The organism is Pseudolactococcus chungangensis CAU 28 = DSM 22330 (assembly GCF_002441885.1).
GTDB lineage: Bacteria > Bacillota > Bacilli > Lactobacillales > Streptococcaceae > Pseudolactococcus > Pseudolactococcus chungangensis.
Window position 1 is genome coordinate 179945 of record NZ_JXJT01000001.1, and the last position, 25513, is coordinate 205457.

26 protein-coding genes, 1 pseudogene and 1 riboswitch are annotated in these 25513 nt (G+C 39.0%); of the genes and pseudogenes, 21 read left to right on the forward strand and 6 right to left on the reverse strand.

Going from position 1 to position 25513, the window contains the following annotated elements:
* Window positions 1–26: 26 nt before the first annotated feature.
* From RR45_RS11485 to RR45_RS00980, 10 genes are read left to right on the forward strand one after another with little or no spacing between them, the layout of a single operon-like run.
* Complete coding sequence (locus RR45_RS11485; RefSeq protein ID WP_096823126.1) at window positions 27–158, forward strand: hypothetical protein; 132 nt, start codon at window positions 27–29, stop codon at window positions 156–158.
* 14 nt (window positions 159–172) lie between these two features.
* Window positions 173–2956, forward strand: coding sequence for a phage tail tape measure protein (locus tag RR45_RS00940; protein ID WP_031366170.1), 2784 nt, complete (start codon window positions 173–175; stop codon window positions 2954–2956).
* On the forward strand, window positions 2953–4341 hold the full coding sequence (locus tag RR45_RS00945) for a phage distal tail protein domain-containing protein (protein WP_072353544.1): 1389 nt from the start codon (window positions 2953–2955) through the stop codon (window positions 4339–4341). The genes RR45_RS00940 and RR45_RS00945 overlap by 4 nt, the downstream gene beginning before the upstream one ends.
* The gene (locus RR45_RS00950; RefSeq protein ID WP_072353545.1) at window positions 4338–5381 is read left to right on the forward strand and encodes a hypothetical protein; all 1044 of its coding nucleotides are present in this window, start codon (window positions 4338–4340) and stop codon (window positions 5379–5381) included. The genes RR45_RS00945 and RR45_RS00950 overlap by 4 nt, the downstream gene beginning before the upstream one ends.
* A 12-nt stretch (window positions 5382–5393) precedes the next feature.
* Window positions 5394–6218: a hypothetical protein gene (locus RR45_RS00955; RefSeq protein WP_072353546.1), complete on the forward strand. Its 825-nt coding sequence runs from the start codon at window positions 5394–5396 to the stop codon at window positions 6216–6218.
* A gap of 58 nt (window positions 6219–6276) precedes the next feature.
* Entirely contained in the window at window positions 6277–6522 is a 246-nt protein-coding gene (locus RR45_RS00960) for a hypothetical protein (protein WP_072353563.1), read from the forward strand.
* A gap of 5 nt (window positions 6523–6527) precedes the next feature.
* On the forward strand, window positions 6528–6740 hold the full coding sequence (locus tag RR45_RS00965; RefSeq protein ID WP_072353547.1) for a phage holin: 213 nt from the start codon (window positions 6528–6530) through the stop codon (window positions 6738–6740).
* Window positions 6737–7654, forward strand: coding sequence for a collagen-like domain-containing protein (locus RR45_RS00970; protein WP_031366165.1), 918 nt, complete (start codon window positions 6737–6739; stop codon window positions 7652–7654). Before RR45_RS00965 ends, RR45_RS00970 begins: the two co-directional genes overlap by 4 nt.
* 1 nt (window position 7655) lies before the next feature.
* Window positions 7656–8219: a DUF7013 family protein gene (locus RR45_RS00975; protein WP_072353548.1), complete on the forward strand. Its 564-nt coding sequence runs from the start codon at window positions 7656–7658 to the stop codon at window positions 8217–8219.
* A gap of 60 nt (window positions 8220–8279) precedes the next feature.
* Window positions 8280–9545: a LysM peptidoglycan-binding domain-containing protein gene (locus tag RR45_RS00980; RefSeq protein WP_031366163.1), complete on the forward strand. Its 1266-nt coding sequence runs from the start codon at window positions 8280–8282 to the stop codon at window positions 9543–9545.
* 325 nt (window positions 9546–9870) lie between these two features.
* On the opposite strand, the gene RR45_RS00985 is transcribed toward RR45_RS00980, so the two are convergent.
* Entirely contained in the window at window positions 9871–10314 is a 444-nt protein-coding gene (locus RR45_RS00985) for a flavodoxin (RefSeq protein WP_003137336.1), read from the reverse strand.
* A 221-nt stretch (window positions 10315–10535) separates the two neighbouring features.
* On the opposite strand from RR45_RS00985, the gene RR45_RS00990 reads away from it, so the two are divergent.
* Window positions 10536–11390, forward strand: coding sequence for a methionyl aminopeptidase (locus RR45_RS00990; RefSeq protein ID WP_031366162.1), 855 nt, complete (start codon window positions 10536–10538; stop codon window positions 11388–11390).
* Between the two features lie 21 nt (window positions 11391–11411).
* Entirely contained in the window at window positions 11412–12338 is a 927-nt protein-coding gene (locus RR45_RS00995; protein WP_031366161.1) for a YihY/virulence factor BrkB family protein, read from the forward strand.
* Window positions 12339–12561: 223 nt separating this feature from the next.
* Here RR45_RS00995 and RR45_RS01000 read toward each other — a convergent pair whose 3' ends face one another.
* Window positions 12562–12996: a GtrA family protein gene (locus RR45_RS01000; protein ID WP_031366160.1), complete on the reverse strand. Its 435-nt coding sequence runs from the start codon at window positions 12994–12996 to the stop codon at window positions 12562–12564.
* Window positions 12997–13024: 28 nt separating this feature from the next.
* A riboswitch (PreQ1 riboswitch) is annotated at window positions 13025–13122 on the forward strand.
* Here RR45_RS01000 and RR45_RS01005 point away from each other — a divergent pair.
* The 3 genes from RR45_RS01005 (at window position 13120) to RR45_RS01015 (ending at window position 14387) form a co-directional block, all read left to right on the forward strand.
* Window positions 13120–13623, forward strand: a complete 504-nt coding sequence (locus RR45_RS01005) for a QueT transporter family protein (protein ID WP_031366159.1) — start codon at window positions 13120–13122, stop codon at window positions 13621–13623. (Overlaps the previous riboswitch by 3 nt.)
* 15 nt (window positions 13624–13638) lie before the next feature.
* Complete coding sequence (locus RR45_RS01010; protein ID WP_031366158.1) at window positions 13639–14112, forward strand: glutathione peroxidase; 474 nt, start codon at window positions 13639–13641, stop codon at window positions 14110–14112.
* Window positions 14113–14195: 83 nt separating this feature from the next.
* The gene (locus RR45_RS01015; protein ID WP_031366157.1) at window positions 14196–14387 is read left to right on the forward strand and encodes a hypothetical protein; all 192 of its coding nucleotides are present in this window, start codon (window positions 14196–14198) and stop codon (window positions 14385–14387) included.
* Between the two features lie 59 nt (window positions 14388–14446).
* On the opposite strand, the gene RR45_RS01020 is transcribed toward RR45_RS01015, so the two are convergent.
* Window positions 14447–15058: a flavin reductase family protein gene (locus RR45_RS01020; RefSeq protein WP_031366156.1), complete on the reverse strand. Its 612-nt coding sequence runs from the start codon at window positions 15056–15058 to the stop codon at window positions 14447–14449.
* Window positions 15059–15119: 61 nt separating this feature from the next.
* Window positions 15120–16274: a ring-cleaving dioxygenase gene (locus RR45_RS01025; protein WP_031366155.1), complete on the reverse strand. Its 1155-nt coding sequence runs from the start codon at window positions 16272–16274 to the stop codon at window positions 15120–15122.
* Between the two features lie 256 nt (window positions 16275–16530).
* On the opposite strand from RR45_RS01025, the gene RR45_RS01030 reads away from it, so the two are divergent.
* A complete protein-coding gene (locus RR45_RS01030; RefSeq protein ID WP_072353549.1) occupies window positions 16531–16713 on the forward strand; it encodes a DUF3272 family protein in 183 nt (60 codons plus the stop codon).
* A gap of 60 nt (window positions 16714–16773) precedes the next feature.
* On the opposite strand, the gene RR45_RS01035 is transcribed toward RR45_RS01030, so the two are convergent.
* On the reverse strand, window positions 16774–17499 hold the full coding sequence (locus tag RR45_RS01035; protein ID WP_031366154.1) for a biotin--[acetyl-CoA-carboxylase] ligase: 726 nt from the start codon (window positions 17497–17499) through the stop codon (window positions 16774–16776).
* Between the two features lie 306 nt (window positions 17500–17805).
* Between RR45_RS01035 and metK the strand changes: the two genes are divergently transcribed.
* The 5 genes and pseudogenes from metK to RR45_RS01060 all read left to right on the forward strand — a co-directional run bounded on the left by metK (window position 17806) and on the right by RR45_RS01060 (window position 24798).
* Complete coding sequence (metK, locus tag RR45_RS01040) at window positions 17806–18993, forward strand: methionine adenosyltransferase (protein WP_031366153.1); 1188 nt, start codon at window positions 17806–17808, stop codon at window positions 18991–18993.
* 246 nt (window positions 18994–19239) lie between these two features.
* Complete coding sequence (gene rny, locus RR45_RS01045) at window positions 19240–20841, forward strand: ribonuclease Y (protein ID WP_031366152.1); 1602 nt, start codon at window positions 19240–19242, stop codon at window positions 20839–20841.
* 233 nt (window positions 20842–21074) lie between these two features.
* The gene (gmk, locus tag RR45_RS01050) at window positions 21075–21704 is read left to right on the forward strand and encodes a guanylate kinase (protein ID WP_003137362.1); all 630 of its coding nucleotides are present in this window, start codon (window positions 21075–21077) and stop codon (window positions 21702–21704) included.
* Window positions 21705–21868: 164 nt separating this feature from the next.
* Window positions 21869–22180, forward strand: a pseudogene (gene rpoZ, locus RR45_RS01055) (DNA-directed RNA polymerase subunit omega); the annotation flags it as partial.
* A 221-nt stretch (window positions 22181–22401) separates the two neighbouring features.
* Entirely contained in the window at window positions 22402–24798 is a 2397-nt protein-coding gene (locus tag RR45_RS01060) for a primosomal protein N' (RefSeq protein WP_031366150.1), read from the forward strand.
* A gap of 160 nt (window positions 24799–24958) precedes the next feature.
* Here RR45_RS01060 and RR45_RS01065 read toward each other — a convergent pair whose 3' ends face one another.
* Window positions 24959–25444 (reverse strand): NUDIX hydrolase, encoded by a 486-nt coding sequence (locus RR45_RS01065; protein ID WP_031366149.1) that lies wholly within the window; start codon window positions 25442–25444, stop codon window positions 24959–24961.
* Window positions 25445–25513 lie beyond the last annotated feature (69 nt).

The following is a 25513-nucleotide window of genomic DNA, read 5'->3' on the forward strand; positions in this document are numbered from 1 at the left end:
ATGTATGTAGACAATGCGGATTGACTATGGAAGATTTAGACAATATGAATATCGGTCAGTGTTTAGATTACATTCAGGAATGGATTCAAAATAACGACAAAGAAAACACAGGTGGCGCTGAAAGAAAGGCTACTCAAAGTGATTTCAATAAATTTTAAATGAAAGGAGAAAAATGGCAGGTAAAAATATAAAAGGTATCACGATTGAGATTGACGGGAATGCAACTGGTTTAGATAAGGCTTTGAAAGGAGTTAACAGCACGTCTGTTAAGCTTAATTCAGAATTAGGTCAGGTTAATAAACTGCTTAAATTTGACCCTTCTAACGTCACGGGGCTATCTCAAAAACAAGAGCTGTTAACTAAATCGATTGAGAACACATCTGATAAACTCAATCAGCTTAAATCCGCTCAATCTCAGGTAGAAGCTCAGTATAAATCTGGGAATATCGGAGAAGAACAGTATAGAGCATTTCAGCGTGAGATTGCGACTACCGAACAAAGTCTGAAGGGATACAAGTCTCAATTAAGCGGACTACAAACTGAACAAGAAAAATTAGGACAAAATACCAAAAGACTAAACACTTTTTTTGAAGCAAGCGGAAAATCAATCGATGACTTCAGCGATATTCTAGGCACTAGGCTAGTTAACTCTATAAAGAACGGGACGGCTACAAGTGACCAATTAGAAATGGTGCTTAATAAAATTGGTAAAGAAGCGCTTGGCGCTGGTACTGATTTAAAAGAGATGAAACAGTCCCTTGATAAAGTTGATGATGGCGGGTCTATTAAAGGAGTTAAAAATGACTTAGAAAATCTGAAAACTACATCTAATCAGACCGATGGTGAACTTGGTAAATTAGGCAACGGCATAACAAGTGGCAATTTAATGAACGCCACTGATAAAGTTGCAGAAGTTGGCGAAAAGTTAAAAGAAGTTGCAGCAGCAGCCCAAGACGCTTTCAGAGATATTGACGATGGTATGGACACATTTACAACCACAACAGGTCAAAATTCAGATGTTATAAAAGCTTCATTTGATAAGATTTATACCTCGATGCCAATAGAAAGTACCGCTGATTTAGGTCAAGCACTAGGTTCGCTCACTCAACAATTCGGTTTTTCAGGCGATAAGTTAACTGAGTATGGTACACAATTAATGCAATTCGCAGAAATCAATAATACAGATGTTAAATCAAGTATTGATAATGCAAAAAGCGCAATTGAGACTTACAACTTAAGTTACGATGACTTAGGTAGTGTGTTAGATACAGTCACTACAGTGTCTCAAAAAACTGGCGTTAGTGTTGATGACCTGATGACAAAAGCTGTTGAAGGAGCACCACAAATAAAAGCTTTAGGTTTATCGTTTGGCGAAGGAACAGAAATGCTAGGTAAGTTTGAACAAGCTGGCGTTGATGGTGCTGGAGCATTAAGTAGCCTATCAAAAGCTAATGTTGTGTATGCAAAAGATGGCAAAACTTTACAAGAAGGATTGAAAGGGACTATCGATTCCATAAAAGGAGCAAAAAGCCAAACAGAGGCGCTTACTATTGCGAGTGAAGTTTTTGGGACTAAAGGCGCTACTCGTATGGTTGACGCTATACAACGCGGTAAATTTAACCTAGATGAATTAGGCGGTGCTGCTGAAAAATCTAGCGGAACCGTTAAAAAGACATTCGAGTCAACAGAGGATCCAATAGACAAGCAGGCAGTGGCTTTACAGTCAGCTAAGTTGTCTTTTAGCGAACTCGGCGCAACGATTGCTGAAGGGTTACAACCAATTTTAGATTCACTAATACCAGTTTTAAAATCTCTTGGAGATATATTTTCAAATATGCCAACTGGAATTAAGACGTTTGTTGTTGTCTTAGGTGCGCTATTGGTTGCATTTACCACTCTAGCGCCGTTTATAGCGGCTATGATAACCATATTTTCCGCATTAAGTGGAGCTGTGGTAGTTGCTGGTGGCGGAATGGCATTTTTAACAGGGACTTTGCTACCAATAATTGGTGTTGTTGTTGCTGTTATAGCTGTAATAGCAGCAATAGTACTGGCTATAAAAAACTGGGTGGTAATAGTCGAGTGGTTAAAAGGCGTGTGGTCTTCAATATCGCCGTTTTTTAGCTCAATTTTTGGATTTCTAGCAAGTATTTTTAGTGGTTTTCAGCCTGTGTTAGATGTATTTGTTTCGTTCTTTCAAAATACAGTAACAAATGTAATGACAATATTCAATGGAATTGTCAGCGTTTTGCAAGGTATATTTAGTATAGTCATCGGCATCTTCACTTTGAACGGAGAACAAATCGGTCAAGGATTTGCACAAGTGTTTCAAGGGCTCATCGGAATTGTGTCTGGTGTATTTTCTCAAATAATTAATTTCATTACTTCGTCTTTAAGTGCAATCGTTAACTTCTTTAGTGGAATACTTGGCGGAATAGTTGGAATCGTAAGCGGTATTTTCAACGGTATAAAAGATGCTTTTATAAATCCATTAGAAACAGCAAAAGGCGTTATCAAAGGAATTGTAGACGCGATCAAAGGTTTCTTTAGTTTCAGTATTACGTGGCCAAAAATACCGATGCCACATTTTAGTATCAACCCTGCTGGCTGGGAAATAGGAGACTTGCTTAAAGGTAAGATACCGAGTTTAGGTGTTGACTGGTTCGCAGATGGGGGTATTTTGACCAAACCTACAATCTTTGGTCAAAACGGAAATAGCCTTATGGTTGGTGGGGAAGCTGGTAAAGAAGCAGTAGCTCCACTTTCTGATCTAATGGAATACGTCGAAGCAGCAGTAGCTAATCAAATTGGAGATATGAGTAGTAATTTTGCTCAAATGATTCAGCTACTATCGATTATTGCAAGTAAAGAACTTGCATTGGATTTCCCTGGTGGTGATTTAGCTAGAATTTCTTATAAAGAAACTGAAAAACTGATATTAAGGGGGAATGTATGACATCAAGAAAATTTTTGCTTTATAATAGCGAAGATGATTTGGTAGATTTGAATAATCATGAAATTTTCGTCTTGAATCCAACAGGATTAGGTGTTTCTTTTTCTAACAGTTTTTCAAATGTCAGCGCTAATTTTTTACAAGAAAAGACTGTGCTAAATTCCGCTAGTTTAAAGCTAGATATTATTTTCAGCAGAAATTCTACAACTCCATACGAAAAATATGAAGAATTTGTAAAATTTCTGAATAAACCTCCATTTAAGCTAGTTTACGAAATAAGCGGAAAAACATTTAAAAGAGAATGCGTGCTTTCCGAGCTGTCAAAAGGCGAAATAGTTACTAACGTTTTAGCTGAAAGTTTGACTTTAGATTTCACAACTCCTTTCTATAAAGAAATTTACGAGACATACAAGCCAAATTCTGATACAGAAGGTGATGGAAAGATTTATATCGGTATGAATCGTCCGAGAAATTTGATAGCTAATCCTAACTTCTTGGATGGCATGCAGTATTGGTCGAATGTTAGCGACCCAGAAGGTACTTATCAGATACAAGTACCGACATCTGATAAGCCAAATTCTAACATTCTGAAACTGACATCAAGCAACAATAAGCTATCAAGTTTCGCCAACTCTTGGGGTCTCAATGTCAGAAAAGGCGAACGTCTATCTTTTCGTGTTGATATCAAAACTGAAAACAATCCAGACTATGACAGACCAGTGATAAGAGTTGTTTATGGCACTAGTGAGAAGAACTACAAGTACTCAGATTTAGGTATTACAGCTAGTTCATCAAGTTTCAAGACTACTGCAATATCATTTTTAGTACCAGAAGATGGTGTTTTCAAGTTGTACTTAATTAATCAAAACTTATCAACGATTGGTACGATGTCGACATATTTCCGTGAGCCAATGCTGATTCGTGGCGATGTGTCTGATATGCATTCTGACTTCTATTCAGGCAAACCAAGTAACAATTACTATGTTTATCCATTTGTGTACGAATCAGATTATAACGGTAAATCTGGTGTTTTCCAGATTGAAAATAATTCAGTGTATATTGGGTCAGCAAAAGGGTCACCAGTTGAAATTACCGTACATGGTCCATGCACAAATCCATATTGGGAAATATTGGACGGGTCTAAAGTATTACAGTCTGATGGCTATAATATTGATGTGCCTGAATGGTATAAATTGGTTGTGTCAAGTGTTGTTCAAAAGCAACGTGTCAAACTAATAGCGCCTGACGGAACGATATCAGATGTCTATCAACAGCAAGACCTGTCTAAATCTAATTTCGTCACAATACCAGAGGGGCATGTCACACTAGCATTTCACAATGTTGGTGATGTGTCATTCAATTACAGAGAGGAGTATATCACAGTATGAGTGAGCAAGTAAATATTTGGATAATTGACCGAAAAGGAGTAATCACACAAGAGCCTATCATCGTTTCTAAGGCCGCTATCCAACCAGACTATATTACACAGGATGCCAGCACATTTGAGTTGCCAGATGATGCGTCATTTGTCCGTGGCGATTTCATTTTAGCTAAAGTAATGAACAGCGCAGTGGTTTCATTTTTCGGGGTGATCTCAAGTTATGAAGATAAAAAGGTTGTTGCCAAAGACCTGTTAGGTCTAGTTAACTTTGAGTTTCCAGCAACTCGAATGAGTGGGTCTAGCTTTGAGCAACATTTCAAGAACTTGGTCAATAGGTATCTCTTGCAGGATGCGTCTAAGGATTTGAATATCTTAGATATTGAAGTCAAGACAAATACCCCACACATCTATCAACCAGCTGAGCCACCAAAAGCGACAAACTTGATGAGCTATGCAATTAATGGTTTCAAGAAGTACAATGTTGTATGGAAATTTGACAAGTTTGAGAATGGTCGTATTAAGACAGTCATTGAAGCTATTACAGACACTATGCAGCTTAAGGACAATATCGCAGATTTTCAAGATTGGGAGGTTTCCACAACTGAAGTTGGAAAAAATACCCAAAATCACTTGCTTATCGTCAACAAAAATACGACAAATTCAGAAGGTCCGAATGTGTTAGCTGAACGCTATTTGACCACTAATAACGACATCACAAGTAATTATGCTGACACTGCTGTCGTGAAACCAACAATCACCAAAGTAGCTATATACGATACGACAGCGACTGATAAGCCTAGTTATGACGATTTAGCCAACAGCGAGCTTAAAGGCAACTACTACTCACACGAGATTAGTTTCACGATGTCTAAAGTAAATGAATTTTTCAATATAGAAAATTTAAAACTTGGTACGTTAGCTACAATCTATAGTAACGAAAGACTTTATAAATCGGTCTTAACTGGATATGAATATATGAGCGATTCTGACCGTGTCAAATTGAAATTTGGACATGTCAAAAGTCGACTTAGTGAATTATTAAATTAAAGGAGGAAAACAATGACAATACAAGGCTATCAATTTGATAAGGCAAAAGTCACACCAGAATCTGATGCGCAGTTATACAGCTATCTGGCTCAAACGTCAGACAATAAAGTTATCTCAGGATTGACTGCAAACGCAACAGGACTTAATGTCTATGTTGCTGCAGGAAAGGCACTGGTTCAAGGTAGATTGATTGAGAATGCTCAACAAGTGCAGTTAACAGCACAGGCTAATAAGACTGGTTATGTATGTATCACGATTGACCTAACTCAGGACAACACGTCTACTGGAACACCTGGCACTAGCGATTATGTACCTATCAACAATCAGTTACGTTTAGAGCTAGTTGATACACTTAATCAACAAGATTTGAACTCTGGTGGGTTAATCTACACATTCCCAATCTATTCTTATGTTTCAACTGGTTCGTCAATAGCTTTAACAAAAAATAGTGTTAGTTTTAGAAATATTTTCTACGACGCAAAAGAGATTGCGTGGACAGGAAACTTGACTGCAGGTACTGCTATATACGACAATTTCAGCAGATTCAGATCGCTTATCTGTTACGGAATTTCTCAAAATAAAACTCAATTCATTTTAGAATTGGATTTGACGAAGCAACTCACATCAAGCGAGATGGGTGGCAGAGATTTTGTCAGCAATATCGCTATTGGTAGTCATGCAGAAGGTGCTGCAAACCGAGAGTGGAAATTAGCGGTTGGTACGACACTTGACAAGAGTAACACGTACCTTGACGCAAGATATCGTGATGGGTCTGGTAATTGGTCAGCTAGTTCATCTACAGCTACTTTTATCTATAAAATCGTAGGGGTCTATTAATTGAAATGAGGTTTAAAATTTGAGTATTGAAACATTGGGCGCATATGCTGGTTCATTGATGGCAATTATTTTACTAATTGCATATTTTGTAAAACCTGTCGTCAGCTCATTTAGCGAGATAACAGACACGTTAAGCAAAGTTAATCGTAATTTAGATTTACTAAATAAAGATTTAGAAGCTAGTAAATCCGATCGACAGTCTATGCATGATGAATTGCGGAAACATGACGAGAAATTGGACTCTCACAGCGAGAAACTGGTTGCTCATGACGAGCAATTAAAAACACTATTTAAAGAAAGGTAATAAAAATGAAATTTCCAAAATTAACCAATGGTCAATATGACCGCATCAAACAGTTTCTATTAATGGTCGTACCAGGGGCATCTGCACTAATTACTGGTATTGGTGCTATTTATGGATTTAGCACGGATAAAATCACAGGCACGATTGCACTACTTGCAGTGTTTGCTGGTATTACGCTTAATTATATCGCAGGAAAGTATGACAAGGAGGTATTATGACTAAAACATTAACATTAGATGTTACTAGCTTTAAGTTCGCAGATAATGAGACAGACTTAAGTTTTAGAGCAACGCAAAACGGTGTGATTATCAGTGACAGCACTTTATCAGCCACTATCAAAATTAAACAAGTTGATGTCGGCTACCTCAAAAGTGTTTCAGCGAAATGGGTCGATAAGCGTATTGTAATTAGTTCTGGTGATTTGAGTGACTTGCCCGTTGGTAGTTACTCACTAGAGTTGTGGTTGAGCAGTTCAAGCGGATATGAGATTTATCCCGATTCTGGTTTCGTCAATTTATACATCAATCAAAACGCCACCGGCATTTCAGGTAACTTGATTTCGTCAATTACTTTAGGAGAATTTCAGCAACAGTTTAGTGACTTAGCCGAAGAGCTAATTGACAATCTACCAGAGGGAAAAGTTGGCCCACAAGGTGAAAAGGGCGACACTGGACCGCAAGGCGTTCAAGGCATCCAAGGTGAGCGCGGAGAGCAGGGAGAACAAGGCTTACAAGGTATTCAAGGAGTATCTGGTAAAGATTTTTCAATTGCTGAGACGTTTTCAAGTGTTGCGTCAATGAGCGGTGCAGGTTTAACAACTGGCGACTTTGTTATGATTTCATCAACTGTCGAAGACCCAGACAATGCAAAAATGTATCTGTGGAATGGCACTGAATTTACTTTCATTACTGATATGTCAGGTGCTACTGGTATCAAGGGAGACACTGGCGAGCAGGGTATACAAGGCGAACAAGGCGTTAAGGGTGATACTGGACCACAAGGTATTCAGGGCATCCAGGGAGTAGCTGGTATAAACGGCACTAATGGTAAAGACGCCGTCATCAACGTTGTTACGCAAGCAGAATATGACGCACTACCTGATAAGACAGGCGTTTACTTTATAGGAGGTTAATATGGCAGTTATAAATGGCAAGGCGCTTGTCAAAGACGGTGAGGTAGTTGATAAGGTTTTCAGCAATGGCAGGCAAATATATGGTAGGAATTTGTTGAAAAACACGAGAAATTTATCGTCAACTTCTACTACAACAGCTTGGAGTACTCTATTTAATTCTAGCCAAATATATAATCCTGGAATCAAGTCTTTATCATGGGTTTCAGCAATGAACTTTAGTTTCAACGTGTATGTACCTTTGAATGCTAGTGTCGGAAGTAACATTCCTATTCAACTTAAAGGTCAAAATTCTCAAGCTACAAATGTTGGAACTGACGCTTATAACACAATTATCTCTAATACTAATTATGCTATTAAACAAAGTGATTTAGGTACTACAATCCGCGTAAATATTCCGGTACAAAAAATATCTAGTTATCAATCTTTTGATGCTGCTCTAGCTAATACTGTGAGTATTACCATTAGACAAGCGTCAAACATATCGGGATTTGTGTATTCTACTATAAAACTTGAAATAGGCTCAACCGCAACACCTTGGGCACCAGCACCAGAAGATTATATTTGAAGGAGAAAGAACATGATTTCAAATTACATCGCATGGAAAATACGATAAGGACGTGAATAAATGAAAAAACTAAGAAAAACAGTAGCAGTCTTAGCCATCGGGCTAGGACTTTTTGCTTACGCTAATCCAGCTTTCGCAGCAGTTGGTGACCAAGGCGTGGATTGGTCTGTCTATCAAAAAGACCAAGGACAATTCGGTTATGCCCACGACAAGTTTTCAATCTCACAGATTGGCGGTTATAACGGTGCTGGAATTTACTGGCAATCAACATATGGATCACAGGTACAGTCATCAATCGCACAAGGTAAGAGGGCACACACCTATATTTGGTATCAAAGTGTTACTAATACGGACTTGGCAAAGAATGTTCTTGATACTATGCTTGCCCAAGTCCAAACGCCTAAGGGTTCGATTGTAGCGCTTGACGTTGAGGACGGTGTGGCCAATACAGATGTGATTCTGTGGTCTTTGCAGTATATTCAGGATAGAGGCTATACGCCATTGTTATATGGCTATAAGAGTTTCCTAGTCAATAATCTAGATCTCGATCGGATTTCTAGTAAGTTTGGTCTCTGGATGGCGAAGTACCCAGACTACAATGTGACACCAACTCCAAATTACAATTACTTTCCGTCATGGGATAACATCCAGATTTTCCAGTTTACATCAACATATGTGGCAGGTGGCCTTGATGGGAACATTGATTTAACTGGTGTGACAGATAATGGATATAAAAATGGCAATGCCACTAAACCAGTTACCGAAACACCAGCAATTAATGCAGGTAAAGAAGCCGACAAGGTCAAAGGTAGCGCTAAAGAAGTTGGTATGACCGTCAAAGTCAATTTCAGCGCTAACAACTACTCTACTGGTGAAGCGATTCCAGATTGGGTTAAAGGGACACCTTACCAAATCATTGAGAAATCAGGCGATAAAGTCTTGCTTGATGGTATTATGAGCTGGTTGAGTGTGTATGACGTTGAGACATTGGACGCATCAACGATCGTACCAACTGTAAATGCTGGTCAAACTCATATCGTGCAATATGGCGAAAACTTAAGTAGTATTGCTGCGAAGTATGGCACAACATGGCAAGAATTGGCGCGTATTAACGCTTTAAGCAATCCTGATATTATTTATCAAGGGCAAACTTTAAACGTTGTAGGCGGGCAATCAGTAGACACAACAGGATATTGTGTAGTTGAGTATGGTGATACTTTGAGTAGTATTGCATCACAGTTTGGCACGACAGTTGAGCGTCTTGTTTTAGTTAATGGGATTAGTAATCATAACTTGATTTATGCTGGTCAAGTATTGAATTTTTAATATAGCGATATAAAACCCTTGTGAGCCTAGTGTTTGCAAGGGTTTTTTGTTTGTGAAAAAATAAAGTATAAAAAGGCATTGAAAAATGTTAAAATGGGTAAAGCGCCAAGTATTGAATAAAAGGACACAAAAAAAGACACTAATGTAATAAAAACGTATATAAAACAGCATTCTATTAACTCCCACCGGCTCCATGTATAGCAAAAGAACCCTTATAAATAAAGGGTTCTTTTCTTTTAGGGTCTCAAATTTGGGTCTGCCTTTTCAAAAATCAACAAAAAAACGAGAACAATCTCGCATTTTTTTTATTTTTGAACAAGTTTAATTAGCTAACTTTAGCGGCAAGTGTTTCAGCAAATGCTTCAAGTTTAACGATGTCGTCTTCTTCAGCGGCCAAATCAACTTTGACACTGTCAGCGCCTTTTTCAGCTGACGTTTTAGCAAAAGCAGCTTCAAAATCATCAACTGATTTGCAAAATTCATCGTAGAAAGTATCACCAGAACCAATAACACCGAAGATTTTACCTGAAAGGTCCAAATCTTGTAAATCATCGTAGAAATCAACGATTTCGTCAGGTAATTCGCCATCGCCGTAGGTGTAAGAAGCGACAATTGCGATGTCGGCATCTGCAAAATCAGATGCATCAACAGTCGTACATTCGTCAATATCAACGTCGAGACCAAGTGCCTCAAGTTTTTCCGCAACGATGTCAGCAATTTCTTCAGTATTACCCGTCATGCTAGCATATACAATCTTAGCCAAAGCCATAATAATCTCCAATTTACATTTTATATTAAGGAAATTATACCAAATTGCGCTAAAAAATCAAGTTTTGTGTCTTTTTTAGTGCGGTGCCGACTTTAACTCGCTTTATATTATTCAGCATTTAAGTGATAGAAATGTATTTACTAGCTAAATAGTTCCCTAAAGGTGCTAGAAATTTGATAAAATAGAAGTAGACTAAAAAAACAAGAAGGATAATTTATTAAATGATTACACTTAAATCACCTCGCGAAATTGCTATGATGCAGGACGCCTCAGACGTTTTAGCGAGCATCCATGTTGGGTTACGCGACATCATCAAACCAGGTATTGATATGTGGGAAATTGAGAGCTATGTGCGCCGCATCTGTAAAGAAAAAAATGCCATCCCATTGCAAATTGGTGTCGACGAAGGCAATGTTGACCCCTACCCTTATGCCACTTGCTGTTGCCTCAACGACGAAGTGGCTCACAGTTTTCCGCGTAAAGGTCACATCTTGAAATCAGGTGATTTGATTAAAGTCGACATGGTCATTGGTACAGGTGGCGGTATTGACATGAGCAAAGCTAATTTTGATGATGGTATGGCGATGAAGGCTCTGGCAGACAACTTTACGGGTGGCGTTGCGGATTCGTGTTGGGCGTATGCAGTTGGTGAAGTCTCTGATGAGGTCAAACAGCTCATGGCTGTCACTAAAGAAAGTCTCTACCGTGGGATTGAGGCGGCGCAAGTTGGTAACCGGATTGGTGATATTGGCTATGCTATTCAATCCTATGCTGAGAGCTTTGGTTATGGTGTTGTTCGTGATTTGGTTGGTCACGGTGTTGGCCCCACGATGCATGAAGATCCACTTGTACCACATTATGGCATGCTAGGGAAAGGTCTTCGTTTGCGTGAAGGGATGGTCCTGACCATTGAACCGATGATTAACACAGGTGATTGGGAGATTGACCACCCAAGTAATGAACGCGGTTATACAACGCTTGATGGCAGTCTTTCTTGCCAATACGAGCACCAATTTGTGATTACTAAGGAAGGTCCAGTCATTTTGACGAGTCAAGGTGAAGAAGGGACGTATTAAGTAGGACAGTAAATGAGTAGCATGAAAAATTTAATTGCAAAAGTTCGAGAATCCAGGCGTCTCAATGATTTTATGTTTTTTTATAGATCAGCTGAGATGAATTTGTCGAGTATTGCAGTCGCTTATTATCTGCTCTTGTCTCTGTTTCCAGTTTTAATGATTGTCGGAAATATCTTGCCCTTTCTTCATCTGGATACTGCTATGATTTTGGAGTTTTTGCAGGATAATCTACCACATCAACTCTATGCCACGGTAGCTAATATTGTTGAGAATATTTTATCCAATCCGAGTAAGGGTTTGCTTTCAGTCTCAGTTTTGACTGGATTTTGGACCTTTTCTAAAGCCATGACAAGTTTGCAAATGGCTATGAACAAAGCTTATGAAGTGAGTCATCATCGTGATTTTCTTGTCAGTCAATTCTTTTCAATTCTTGCGAGTTTTGCGATTATCGTTTTCTTGTTCGCTGCGGTGCTCCTGTCGACATTTGGGCAGACTGTACTAGCTAAAATTTACAAGTATATCAAGTTTGACCCACAACTCTATGCCACTTTGCATAATATGACGATACCCGCAGTCACCATCACAGTGTTTTGCGCCTTAGCCCTACTTTATTTTATTATGCCGAATGTTAAAATTCGCAAAATCAAGTACGTCTTACCTGGTGCTATTTTTTCAACCTTTGTCTTAGTTTTCTTGACCAATGTCCTAGGGAAATACATCGGCAGAACAACAGATGCCATGGCAGACTTGAAAATCGTCGGAAGTTTGGTGATATTCGCCTTGATGCTTTGGTTTATCTTTATCGCCAAAGTACTCATTTTCGGTGCCATTTTAAATGCAGTTTATCTGAAACGCCATGATGACATTGAAACCAGACGAGGTGAAATCGTCGCTATTATCAAAAATGTAAATAGTAAAAAATCAGAAGAAAAAACCAAATCAAATTGATTTGGCTAAGTAATGGGACAAGGTAATGAAACCTTGTCTTTTTTGTTTGGAAAAGGGATTGTTAATCGCCTGATAACTAGCAGAGAAAGTCTTTAACAGCCTAAAAAACGACATTGTTGCTAACAATATCAGTGAAAATGAAGGCATCCATTGGGTGGTGCTCAAGATAGTGGCGCAAATTCAGGAACAGTATAGACGTTAGGGATGTCTCTATTTATCATCATTATTGGTTTGTAAAAATCAAAAATTTAGAGAAGATATAGTTTAAGACGATGGTTAAGACTTGGAGGAATAGTGTCAGTAAGAAGACACTTTGAGTGAGGGAGATATGAAAAGCATTCGTGATGATACCCGGATACGTGTCAATGAGATACCAGTTCGCCATAACGGATAGGAGCATTACAAAGATACGGCTAGTCACAAACTTAATAAATTCGTGTAGAAGTGAATTTGTTGTCCGTTCAAAGACCCAAAATTTGTTACTCACAAAAGCAAAAATGATAGAAATGGTTTGAGCGATAATTTCTGATGCCACACCGTTTTGAAAGATAGAAAATGTCAGCATTTTAAATATAAAAAAAATGAGAGTTGCTGCGACACCTGCAACGAGATACTTAAAAACTTGGTTAGCAATGATTTTTTTCAGTGTTATTTTCATACTAGAAGTATATCATTTTTAGGATAAATCTGCTATACTTATACTTGCTAGAAAACAAGCCCTCTGTACTTTCTCACTTTGACAGAGCGTATCATACTCGCAAATGCGATAAAGGAGACTTTCATGAAAAATTTTAAAGTGATTGACATGGTGCAAATTGCCATCGTCATCGCCCTCTATGTTATTATTACGGTCGTTTTAGGACCATTAGGTTCTGGTGCCGTACAATTTAGGCTATCGGAATTATTTAACTTTCTTGCCTTCTACAATAGAAAATACATCTGGGCTGTCACCATTGGTTGTATGATTTCAAATTATATGGTCTTTGGGATTGTCGATGTCATCGTTGGTGGCTTATCCACTCTCGTTTTCGTCAGCTTAGGTGTCTATCTTTTCAAAAAATATCTGAACGAAGAGGTACTCAAAGGTCTTACCAACAAAGCCTTTATCTACTTTGCTATCTTTTTTTCTCTCTCAATGGTCACAATTGCTGCCGAGCTTGCCATCATGTTCCAAGTACCCTTTTTCTTCACGTGGTTGACAAGTGGCTTAGGAGAGTTGCTATCACTTTTGGTTGGTGCGGTAATTATTTCTCAAGTCTCGAAACGCATCGATTTGACGAAATAAGCGTATAATAAAACTATGACAATTTATAATTTTAAAGTAACCAACAATAAAGGAGAGATTGTCTCTCTATCTGACTATGAGGGTCAGGCTCTTCTAATCGTCAATACGGCGACAGGTTGCGGTTTTACCCCACAATACAAAGGGCTTCAAGCCCTTTACGATACTTACAAGGCGCAAGGATTCACGATTTTAGATTTTCCTTCTAATCAATTTGGCGGACAAGCTCCTGGTAGCTCAGAAGAAATCGCTGAATTTTGTGAATTGCGCTATCACACGACATTTCCACAATTTGCGAAAATTGATGTCAATGGTGAAAACGCTGAGCCGCTTTATACTTACTTAAAGGATGAGCAAGGCGGTGCTGTGTCATCTGACATCAAATGGAACTTTACGAAATTCCTAGTCGATAAAACTGGTAAAGTCGTGAAACGCTATGGGTCAGCTAAAAAACCTGAAAATATCGCAAAAGATATCGAGGCAATACTTTAAACGCTCATTTGGGCGTTTTTATGTTATAATAAATGCATAGAAAACGCTTACAAATATAATTATCAAAAGAATGGAGCAAGAGTATGAACAAAGAACAAATGGTCTACAAACTCAAGCAACTCGGACATAATCAAGCTAAAATTGCTGAAATTTTTATTGGCAATCAAGAATTTCACCGTGCTGAAATTGCCCAAACCAAACACATTATGTATGAAAACTTTGCGGAATTATTGGAACACTGGTTGGAGGATGAAAAAGAGCATATAGGTGCCTAAAAAAAGATAAGAAAAAACGATGTCAATCAGTGAAATTGGCATCGTTTTTGTCTGTCATTTTATTGAGGTCTTTCTAAATCAAACAAATCACCTAATTCAGCATAGGTATTGCCGGCAAGTCTTGCAATGGGTTGAAAGGCATCAGGTTTGACATAGAATTTTTCAGCGTCAAATACAGCATCAGAGAAAGCAAAATTGGTGATTTCAAGTAGCATGAGATTGCTGACAACATAGCCATTGGATTCAATTGGTATATGTTTGAATAACTTCGCTTCAAATCGGATTGGCGCATTGATAATAGACGGGACGCTAACTGTTCGAGACGGCTCAGTTGGAATGTCGAAAGTCCTAACCTCACTCATTTGACTTGGTAGGCTGGCTGCAGTTTGATTCATCTCTTCAACGTTATCCGGTGAGATGAAGTGAATCACAGCCTCTTTCGTTGCTAGCAAATTATTGACTGAATCTTTTTGTCCTAACATTGAGATGCTGACCAATGGTGGTTGGCTACTTACAACGTTGAAGAAACTGAAAGGTGCAGCATTAACAACGCCATTGGCTGATTGTGTCGTCACCCAAGCAATAGGTCGTGGGATGACACTACCTGAAAGTAGTTTATAAGCTAGATAAGGATTGTGACGATTAAGTTCATCAGTCGTGAAATTTTTCATAAAATTGTCCTTTGCTAATGAAAACGACGACATGAGTCGTCATTTTCAAAATCTACTTGATTTATTTATCGTTATGGATGGCTTGCGGATTGTGCGCCAAGACCCGTGAAATCGTCCAGATGTCATTGTCATCACGTTTGTCATGAGCATCTGATGTATCTAGTGGGCGTAGGCGAGCGACAGTTGCTGCTTTAACCGCTTCATCACCAGGGAAAAGATGTGGTGGTAAGCTGAGGTCGAGACCAGCTTCTTCTTTCGTTTCGTCAATCCAGAAACCGCTTGTCATCAAAGCTTCTTCGTAAGAATCAACTTTACCTGCCCCAGATTTAGCCATATCAAGGGCACCAATTCCTGGTGTGTCTGTCGCTAATTCAAACAATACTTGTGGTGCGACGCGGAAATATTCACTTGAGAAGTAGAAACGGTCAACCAATCCAGAATCAGGGAAACGGAAAGATTTGATACGCTCAATCCAATAGCTAAGACTTTCAGGGTCTTTCACGCGAAGTGCTAAATGATGAATATTTCCAAAACCTTGCCAAGCAACACCTTCATTTGGGGCATCTTCAATTATTAATGTTGCACCATTGCCACCTTCAGCGAGTTCGTATTGATGAAAGGCACCTTCATCACCTGTTTTACGGAAACCTAAGACTTTATCCAACACTAAATCCATATGTTCATAGTTGGCAACTTTAACAAAGACTGGGCCAAGGCCTACGATGGCGTGCTCATCAGGTACATTTGATAATTGCCAAGGTTGTCCTGCTGGGACACCAACATTTGTTTCGTCTGAAATGAGTTGATATTGTTGACCATCAAAGTCTTCAAATTCGACAAATTTCTTACCAAAACGTGTTTTAATTTCACCATGAATGACTTCTGCCTGTTCAAAACGTGTCAACCAGTATGTTAAGGAGTCATCAGAAGGGACACGGAAAGAGGCGCGGTCAATATTGTTAGTGCCTTTAGTTCCCTTAGGGATACCTGGGAAGTCAAAGAAGGTCATATCAGTACCCGCATTACCATCTTCATCGGTAAAATAGAGGTGATAAGTTTCATAATCATCCTGGTTGACGGTTAATTTAGCAAGGCGTAAGCCCAAGATGTTGGTAAAGAAATCATAAATATGTTGGGCGCTAGAACTAATAGCAGTGACATGGTGAATACCACCAAGTGGGTAACGGTCGTCAATTTTAATGGTTGAATCTTTCATGGTAACAAGCTCCTTTTTTTTTTTTAAAACCTCAAATTAAAAATCAGTTAAATTATACATCGTTTACGTTTGTAAACTCTAATGATGAGTTAATGATAAACTATTTCAGAAAATAGTGCAAGCATTTTGACTCAGACTAAAAAATAACTATTTGTCAACCTTTTATCAGGTGCAATTATGCTGTTCAGTTTGATTTTAATTTTTGTAAGATACTTCGGAATTGAAATTTTACGGGATTTTGTTAGAATAGACCTATATGATAAAAGAACAATTTTACGTGTTTATATTCGGAACAATTATCTATGCTTGGTTTTTTGCGGATGCTTTATTGACAGGCCGCCTCTTTTTGTTAGGATTTTGGAGCTTTTTGTTATTCAGAAAATTAAGATTTGCTTATCGCGCAGATCGCTGGATACGTTTGAACAGTAAAAGTAAATAACAAGAGATATAATCGCAGTTTTGTGATGCCTTGAAAAAGCTCTGACACCATTGATAGGTATCAGAGCCATTTTTTTAGAGAAATTTCGCCAGAAGATAGGACTTTGACTAGGCCGTCAGAATTGACAATTAGCTCGCCAGTTTCTGTTAAATCAGTCGCAGTACCGATAATTGTGTGGCCGTTTTCTTCGAATTCGACCGTTTTGCCGAGGATGAAAGAATGTGATTTATAGATGTTGAAAAAGTCTTGACTGCTACTTAACTGGTGAAATTGTGACCAGATTTCAGCAATTAATATATCACGTGTGATGGTAGGTGTTTCATTTGTAAAGAGAGAGCCTGCTTTTTCTCTTAACGCAATAGGGAAGCTTTCAATATTAAAATTTAGGCCAACACCGATGATAATTGAGTTGCTTGATAGTAGATGCTCGACGAGGATGCCACAGATTTTTTTATTATCTAAATAAATATCGTTGACCCATTTGACGAGTGGTTTTTTTGTCGTTAAATTTTCTATTGCTGTAAGGACGGCAGCTGCTGTTAATATGGTATAGTCTTTGACGTCTTCCGATATTTTAAGGACAAGCGACATATAGATGCCATCACCATTGGAGGCAAAATATTGCCGACCAAAGCGACCACGTGTTTGTGTCTGCATATCTGCGATGAATAATTTTTTGTCGACTAGGTCATTTTTGGCATCAATTTGTGTTGAGGTAGTTTCAGCTACGACGGATACGTCTGTTAGCCAAGGATTTTGGGCTAGAATCATTTCTCTTTTAATCATGCTTAAATTATATCACGGAATTAGCCAGAAATGATGGCGAAAAAAAGTTGGACGTGGTAGAATAGGAGTGTTACTTTCCGAAGGTGGTTTATAAGGCTATCTCTAAAAAATAAGTTTCACATCTTTTGGTTAAAATACTCGGTTATTTCGATAGTGCTCCGTGCCGTGTACAGAAATGTCTTGTCGCTCTGCCTTGTACCGACTATTTTTATCTCAAAAGGTGTAAAAGCAGTTGATAGAGGTACCCTTAAATTTCCAAAAACCGTTTCCTGTAACCGAAAAACTAGAAAAGTAGGGGAAAAAATGATGTCAGAAAAAATTCTATTTACCAGCGAAAGCGTCTCAGAAGGTCATCCAGATAAGATCGCCGATCAGATTTCAGATGCCATATTAGATGCCATTCTCGCTCAAGATCCAGATGCCCATGTGGCAGCTGAAACCGTGGTTTACACGGGTTCTGTTCATGTGTTTGGTGAAATTTCAACGACAGCTTATGTCAATATTGACGAAATTGTCAGAAATACGATCAAAGAAATCGGCTACACCGATGCTAACTTTGGCTTTGACTACAAAACAGTTGGCGTTCATCCGTCTATTGTTGAGCAATCACCAGATATTGCACAAGGCGTTAATGAAGCGATTGAGGTGCGAAAAGGTGAGCAAGTAGACGAATTTGATTTAATCGGTGCAGGTGATCAAGGCCTGATGTTTGGGTTTGCCAGCAAGGAAACGCCAGAGTATATGCCACTTGCCATTTCCTTGTCCCACAAGTTGGTTAAAAAATTGGCTGACTTGCGTAAAGCAGGTGAGATTGCTTACCTGCGTCCAGATGCTAAAAGTCAAGTTACGGTTGAATATGATGAAAAGATGAGAGCAAAACGCATTGATACTATTGTCATCTCAACACAGCATGCACCCGAGGCGACCAATGATCAAATTCATGCGGATGTCATCGAAAAAGTTATTAAAGCAGTGATTCCTGCTGAGCTATTAGATGATAAAACCAAATATTTCATCAATCCGACTGGTCGTTTTGTGATCGGTGGTCCCCAAGGGGATTCAGGTTTGACAGGCCGTAAGATTATTGTTGACACTTATGGTGGCTATGCGCATCATGGTGGCGGTGCTTTCTCAGGTAAAGATGCGACGAAAGTTGACCGCTCGGCATCTTATGCGGCACGCTACATTGCCAAAAATATCGTGGCTGCAGGTCTTGCTGAAAAAGCTGAGATTCAGCTTAGCTATGCGATTGGTGTTGCACACCCGATTTCGATTCATGTGGAGACATTTGGCACTGGGAAAGTCTCTTCAGAGCGCTTAATCACAGCCATCCGTGAAAATTTTGATCTTCGTCCTGCTGGGATTATTAAAATGTTAGATCTCAAGCGCCCAATTTATCGTCAGACGGCTGCGTATGGGCATTTTGGTAGAACTGATGTAGTATTACCATGGGAAAAATTAGATAAAGTTGATATTCTGCGTTCGCTTTTGTGAAATATCTTATAATGTGATATAATGAATTCGTATGTGTTAAGCTATTGCTTAAAACTACGAATTTTTTTAGACATCCCTAAAGCTGATATGGTAACGAAGATGTTTAGAAATTTATAATAAATCAGGTTTAGCAAGGGTTTGAAGGATATTTTAAACTAGCAGGCTGATTGATAAATTGAATTTTAAACATTCTTTATAAGATAGAGGTTTTAACGATGATCTGATATTAGAATAATGAGGTAAACAATGGTTGTAGCATTAGTTGCTGGCATCATCATTGCCTTGTTGATTGGATTAGGAATTGGTTTTATTTTCCGCAATGCGCAATTAAAGAGTGCTCAGGCAGATAGTCAGAGTTTAATTGAACATGCTGAAAATAAGGCGAATGAACTCACAAGACAGGCTAAGGCCGAGGCTGAAAACCTGAAAAAAGAAGCTGAAAATCTGAAAAAAGAAAAGATTTTAGAGCTGAAAGAAGAGGGTCAAAAACGTCGTGAGTCGATAGAAAATGAATTTGCAGAAACTCGTATTGAGTTAAAAGAAACTGAGAAACGTTTGAAACAACGTGAAGAAATCCTTGATCGTAAGGATGATACTTTAACGCGTAAAGAACAATCTTTGGATTCAAAAGAAGAAAATCTATCAAACAAAACTAACACGCTCAACAAGCGCGAAGAAGCATTGTCGCAAATTGAAGCAGAAAAGGCTGCGGAGCTTGCACGGATTGCAAGTCTGAGCCATGATGAAGCAAAAGATATTGTGCTGAGTCAAACTAAAGAATCGTTGTCAAAAGAAATGGCACAGTTGATTCGTACGAGCGAAGATAAAGCGATGGCCGAGGCAGATAAAAAAGCCAAAGATATCATCACATTGGCAATGCAACGGGTATCAGGAGATTTCGTGAGTGAGCAGACGGTTAGTGTCGTGACACTACCTGATGATGGCATGAAGGGGCGGATTATTGGTCGTGAAGGCCGTAACATCCGTACTTTTGAAGCTTTGACAGGTATTGATGTGATTATCGATGACACACCAGAAGCGGTTATCTTATCAGGCTTTGACCCGATTCGTCGTGAAATTGCCCGCTTAACCCTGGAACAATTGGTCCAAGATGGTCGTATTCATCCAGCACGTATTGAAGAATTGGTCGAAAAAAATCGGAAAGATTTGGATCGGAAAATTCGTGAGTATGGTGAGCAAGCTGCTTTTGAAGTCGGAGCACACACGTTGCACCCTGACCTCATGAAAATCATGGGTCGTTTACATTTTAGAACCTCTTATGGTCAAAATGTTCTAAACCATTCGATTGAAGTGGCTAACCTTGCTGGTAATCTTGCTGGCGAGATGGGTGAAAATGTTACCTTGGCTAAGCGTGCCGGTTTCTTACATGATATCGGTAAAGCACTAGACCATGAAATTGAAGGTAGTCACGTTGAGATTGGAACCGAATTAGCCAAGAAGTATAAGGAAAATCCAGTTGTGATTAATGCAATTGCCAGTCACCACGGTGATACTGAGCCAACCAATAACATCTCAGTATTGGTGGCAGCAGCGGATGCTTTATCTGCTGCCCGTCCGGGTGCTCGTCGTGAATCAATTGAAAACTATATCAAACGCCTACAAAACTTGGAAGAAATTTCAAATGGCTTTGATGGTGTTGACACATCATTTGCACTACAGGCTGGTCGTGAAATTCGTGTCATGGTTAATCCAGCTAAATTGTCAGATGATAAAATGACAGTTCTGGCACATGACATCAAAGAAAAAATCGAAAATGATATGGACTACCCAGGAAATATCAAGGTAACCGTTATCCGTGAAACTCGCGCGATTGACTATGCCAAATAAAAAAGTGTCACCTGTGAGGTGGCGCTTTTTTGATGACTGAGGAATGGCATTGCGTGACTGAGTGGCGATTAGCAGGTGATAAGATATCATTTTTAAAATCACAGTTTAGTCGTTTCAATCACTCAAGCACCTTTTCAAATTAAAGATATTATGGTAAAATGTAAAAATAACTAAATGAACGCACGAAAAGTGTTAATTTTTTTGTGTGATTCTCTGAAAGAAAGAGTGCAAACATGCCAGAACGTGGATTATTAATTGTTTTTTCTGGGCCTTCTGGGGTCGGAAAAGGAACTGTCAGGGCAGCGATTTTTGAATCAAGCCAACATCAATTTGAATATTCAGTGTCAATGACGACACGGAAACAACGTCCGGGTGAAATTGACGGTAAAGATTACTTTTTTAGTACGCGTGAGGCGTTTGAAGAGAAAATCAAGGCCGGTCAGATGCTGGAATATGCGGAATATGTAGGCAACTATTACGGTACGCCTTTAGAATATGTCAATAAAACCTTGGATGAAGGTAAGGATGTATTTCTTGAAATTGAAGTGCAAGGTGCTTTACAAGTCAAGGAAAAAGTGCCAGATGGTGTTTTTATCTTCTTGACTCCGCCAGATTTGGATGAATTACGTGACCGTCTAAGTGGTCGTGGTACAGATAGTCTTGAAGTGATTAATGAGCGTATGGCAAAAGCGCGTGAAGAAATCAAACTCATGAGTGAATATGATTACGCTGTTGTTAACGATGAAGTACCACTTGCTGTTGAACGCGTGAAAAAAATCGTAGAGGCAGAACACTTCCGTGTGGACCGTGTGATTGGTCGCTATCAAGCAATGCTGGATGCTGCAACACAAAAAATTAAATAATGGTATTCGTGTAGACAAGTGATTGTGTTTGGATTACCTATAAGACGTAAGCTTATCTGCAAGTTAAAAATTAAATCCTGAACTGTTGTGACTCCGTTAGCTATCGAATAGAGCCAGTTAACTTGAGAAACTAGAATTATAAATGATAAAGAGGTTATCAAATTATGATGTTAAAACCGTCAATCGATGTCTTGTTAGACAAAGTCGATTCAAAATACTCACTTGTTGTTTTAGAAGCAAAACGTGCGCATGAATTACGTGATGGTGAAGCTGCGACGCAATCATTTTCATCTGTAAAACCAACTTTGCAAGCCTTGGAAGAATTGGCAGAAGGTAATGTTAGCATTCACCCAGCACCTGAAGCAAAGCGTACAGCTTTGAAAGAAAAACGTGAATTAGAACGTTTGCGTAAAATTGATGAAGAACGTAAAATCAAAGAGCAAATCGCTAAAGAACAAGCAGAAGAAGAAGCAAAACAACGTAAAGATAAGGGTGTTACTGAAAAAGTTACTGCTGGAACGCCAGTTGTAGCGGTAGTAGAAACACCTGAGGCACCTGCTGCGGTTGAAGTAGACGCTGATGCTGAGTAAAATAAAAACTGCTTTGGCAGTTTTTTATTTTACGCAAACCAAGCAGACGGCGCTAAACATTGTGATAGTCAAATACTGCCGCATTAAAATGCAATAAAGGAGTTGCTATGTCTCAAAACATCGCGCAAGTGGTTGTCGACGTACCGACAATGCAAACAGATAAGCCCTTTTCTTATAGGATACCAGAAGAACTTGCCACCCTAATCCAGATAGGCATGCGTGTTCATGTGCCATTTGGGCGAGGTAACCGCTTGATGCAAGGTTTTGTTGTTGGCTTTGAAGTTGAAACATCACAGGAATCGGCTGAGCAAGAACTGAAAACAATTGCCGAGATCTTAGATTTTGAGCCTGTGTTGGATGCTGAACAACTTGCTTTAGCTGATACCATGCGAGAAACGGTTTTTTCGTATAAAATATCGATACTTAAAGCTATGTTACCCAATCTACTTAACTCATCTTATGATAAAATTTTGACGACAGAAGATGAAAACATCGCTAAGCAGTATTTTTATGACAATCAGGCTTTACATTTCTCTAGTTTGGATGAACGTGAACAGGCTGTCATGATGAAACTTCATCGTGAAGGTAAAATTTCAGTTGAGTATGTCGCCCAGTCTAAAGAAACCGTTAAGACTAAGAAACGGTTAACGCTGGTTGACAAGCAAAAGTTAGACGAGTTGTCAATTTCTGCTCGTGCTAAAAAGCGCTTGGCGCTACAAACGTTTCTACAAGAACAAAACCATGTCGCACAAAGTATCTGGGATTACACAGATTTGGTCAAGACTTTTTCACGAGAAGCTGTTAAATTTTTCATATCAGAGGGCGTTTTAAGCTTATCAGAAGTTGAAGTTTCTCGTGCTCAAGCTTATTTTGATGCTATTGTCTCAGATGAACACAAGCTTTTAAATGCTGAACAGGCAGCCGCTTATGAGACGATTATTGACAGACAAGATAAACCATTTCTTTTAGAAGGTGTGACCGGATCTGGTAAAACAGAGGTTTATTTACAAGTCATTGCACACATGATTGAACAAGGCAAAACGGCGATTATGTTAGTGCCGGAGATTTCTCTGACACCGCTTATGACCAATCGTTTTATCGCGCGTTTCGGTGAGCATGTGGCAATCATGCACTCGGGCTTATCCGATGGCGAAAAGTATGATGAATGGCGTAAAATCAAATCTGGAAAAGCTAAGGTTGTTGTTGGGGCAAGATCCGCAATTTTTGCACCTTTGCACAACATCGGTGCGATTATTATCGACGAAGAGCACGAAACCAGTTATAAACAAGATAGCAATCCCCGCTACCATGCGCGAGATGTTGCGATATGGCGTGCGCAGTACCATGGTGCGGCGTTGGTCTTAGGCTCTGCGACACCTAGCCTTGAAACGCGTGCACGAGCGCAGAAAAATGTGTATCAACTCCTGCGTCTAACGCAACGTGCCAACAATCAGGCTGAAATCCCTGAAGTTAGAATTCTCGATATGCGCAAGCACTTGAACGACAAGTCGGCCTCTTTTTCAGAAGCCTTGCTTGATAAAATTGCTGAGAAAATAGCGAAACGAGAACAAGTTGTGCTCATGCTTAATCGGCGAGGCTATTCTTCTTTTATCATGTGCCGGGATTGTGGCTTTGTACCAGAATGTCCAAACTGCGACATTTCGTTAACCCTTCACATGGATACTAAAACCTTGAATTGTCATTATTGTGGGCATACGACAGGTATTCCTCATACTTGCCCCAATTGTCAAAGCAAGAAAATTAGGTATTACGGTAGTGGCACGCAAAAAGTTGAAGAGGAATTGTCAGAACTCATGCCTGAAGCCAGAATTTTACGGATGGATGTTGATACCACTAAGAAAAAAGGCGCCCATGAGCGCATTTTGTCAAGCTTTGGTGCAGGTGAAGCAGACATTCTTCTAGGGACGCAGATGATTGCCAAAGGCCTTGATTTTCCAAACGTTACTTTGGTTGGCGTGATTAATGCTGATACAGCTCTGAACTTACCCGATTTTCGCTCATCTGAACGCACCTTCCAATTACTGACTCAGGTAGCAGGTCGTGCAGGTCGTGCAGATAAAAAAGGCGAAGTCTTGATTCAGACCTTTAACCCAGATCATTACGCCATTCGTTTAGCGCAAGCGCAAGATTATGAAGACTTTTATCAGCTAGAGATGGACTTTAGACGGAAGTTGAATTATCCTCCTTATTTTTATACCGTACAGCTCGTCATATCGCATCAAGATGAAGACGAAGTCGTCAAAAAATCCTATGAAATCATGGCCTTGCTCAAGGCAAATTTATCAGAGCAAGCACGCATTTTGGGTCCTATTCCAAAACCCATCGCTCGGACGCATAATTTATATCACTATCAACTGCTGATTAAATATCGTTTTGAGGCCAACTTAGAGCAGGCACTGAATCAAGTTTTGGATTTGACACAAGTGCCTGAAAATAAAAAATTGCGGATTATCATTGATAATGAACCGCAGAATTTTATGTAGTGGTTGGATGCTAATTTTGACGACAATAATTTTAAATAGGTATGGAATTAGAACAAAGTAAGGTAAAAAAGGATATCCCCATTTTAAAGCACATTCTGAAAAGTCGCTTAAATTTAAACTGTTAGGTTTAATTTTAAGCGACTTTATTAGTTTGAAGTATTTAAGCTTTGATATGCCAATCTAGAAAATCACTTCTGTCTAAATACCCTTCTTTTTTATGAATTTCATCTACAATTTTTAAAATTAATGGTGAAGCATTAGTTTTATTAATCGTATCAAATGCAATAAAAGCTGTACCATCAGAGTCGTTGTCGCCATCTATGACTTGACTTGGAATGGTTGTTGGATTTTCAAAATCTAATTCGATATCGTAAACAGCAAAAATATGGTGTACTGTCTTTACATCATTATATGGTTTGACGAAGGCATCGTAAACTCTATTGTTGTCATAACCTATCACAGGGAAACCAGTTTCTTCTTTGACTTCTCTTACAAGTGTTTCGGATAAACTTTCCCCCACCTCTTGGCTACCACCAGGTAAATCATATCTATTTTGATAAGGGCCAGCTGTTTTGTTAATGCAGAGTAGTTTATCATCCTTGACAAAAACGCCATACACACCAAAATGATTACTTATGTTTTTCATTTTCTACCCCTCACTTTTTTGGTTTAATTTATTATAAATTAAATTAAGATAAATAGAAAGCGTTAATCG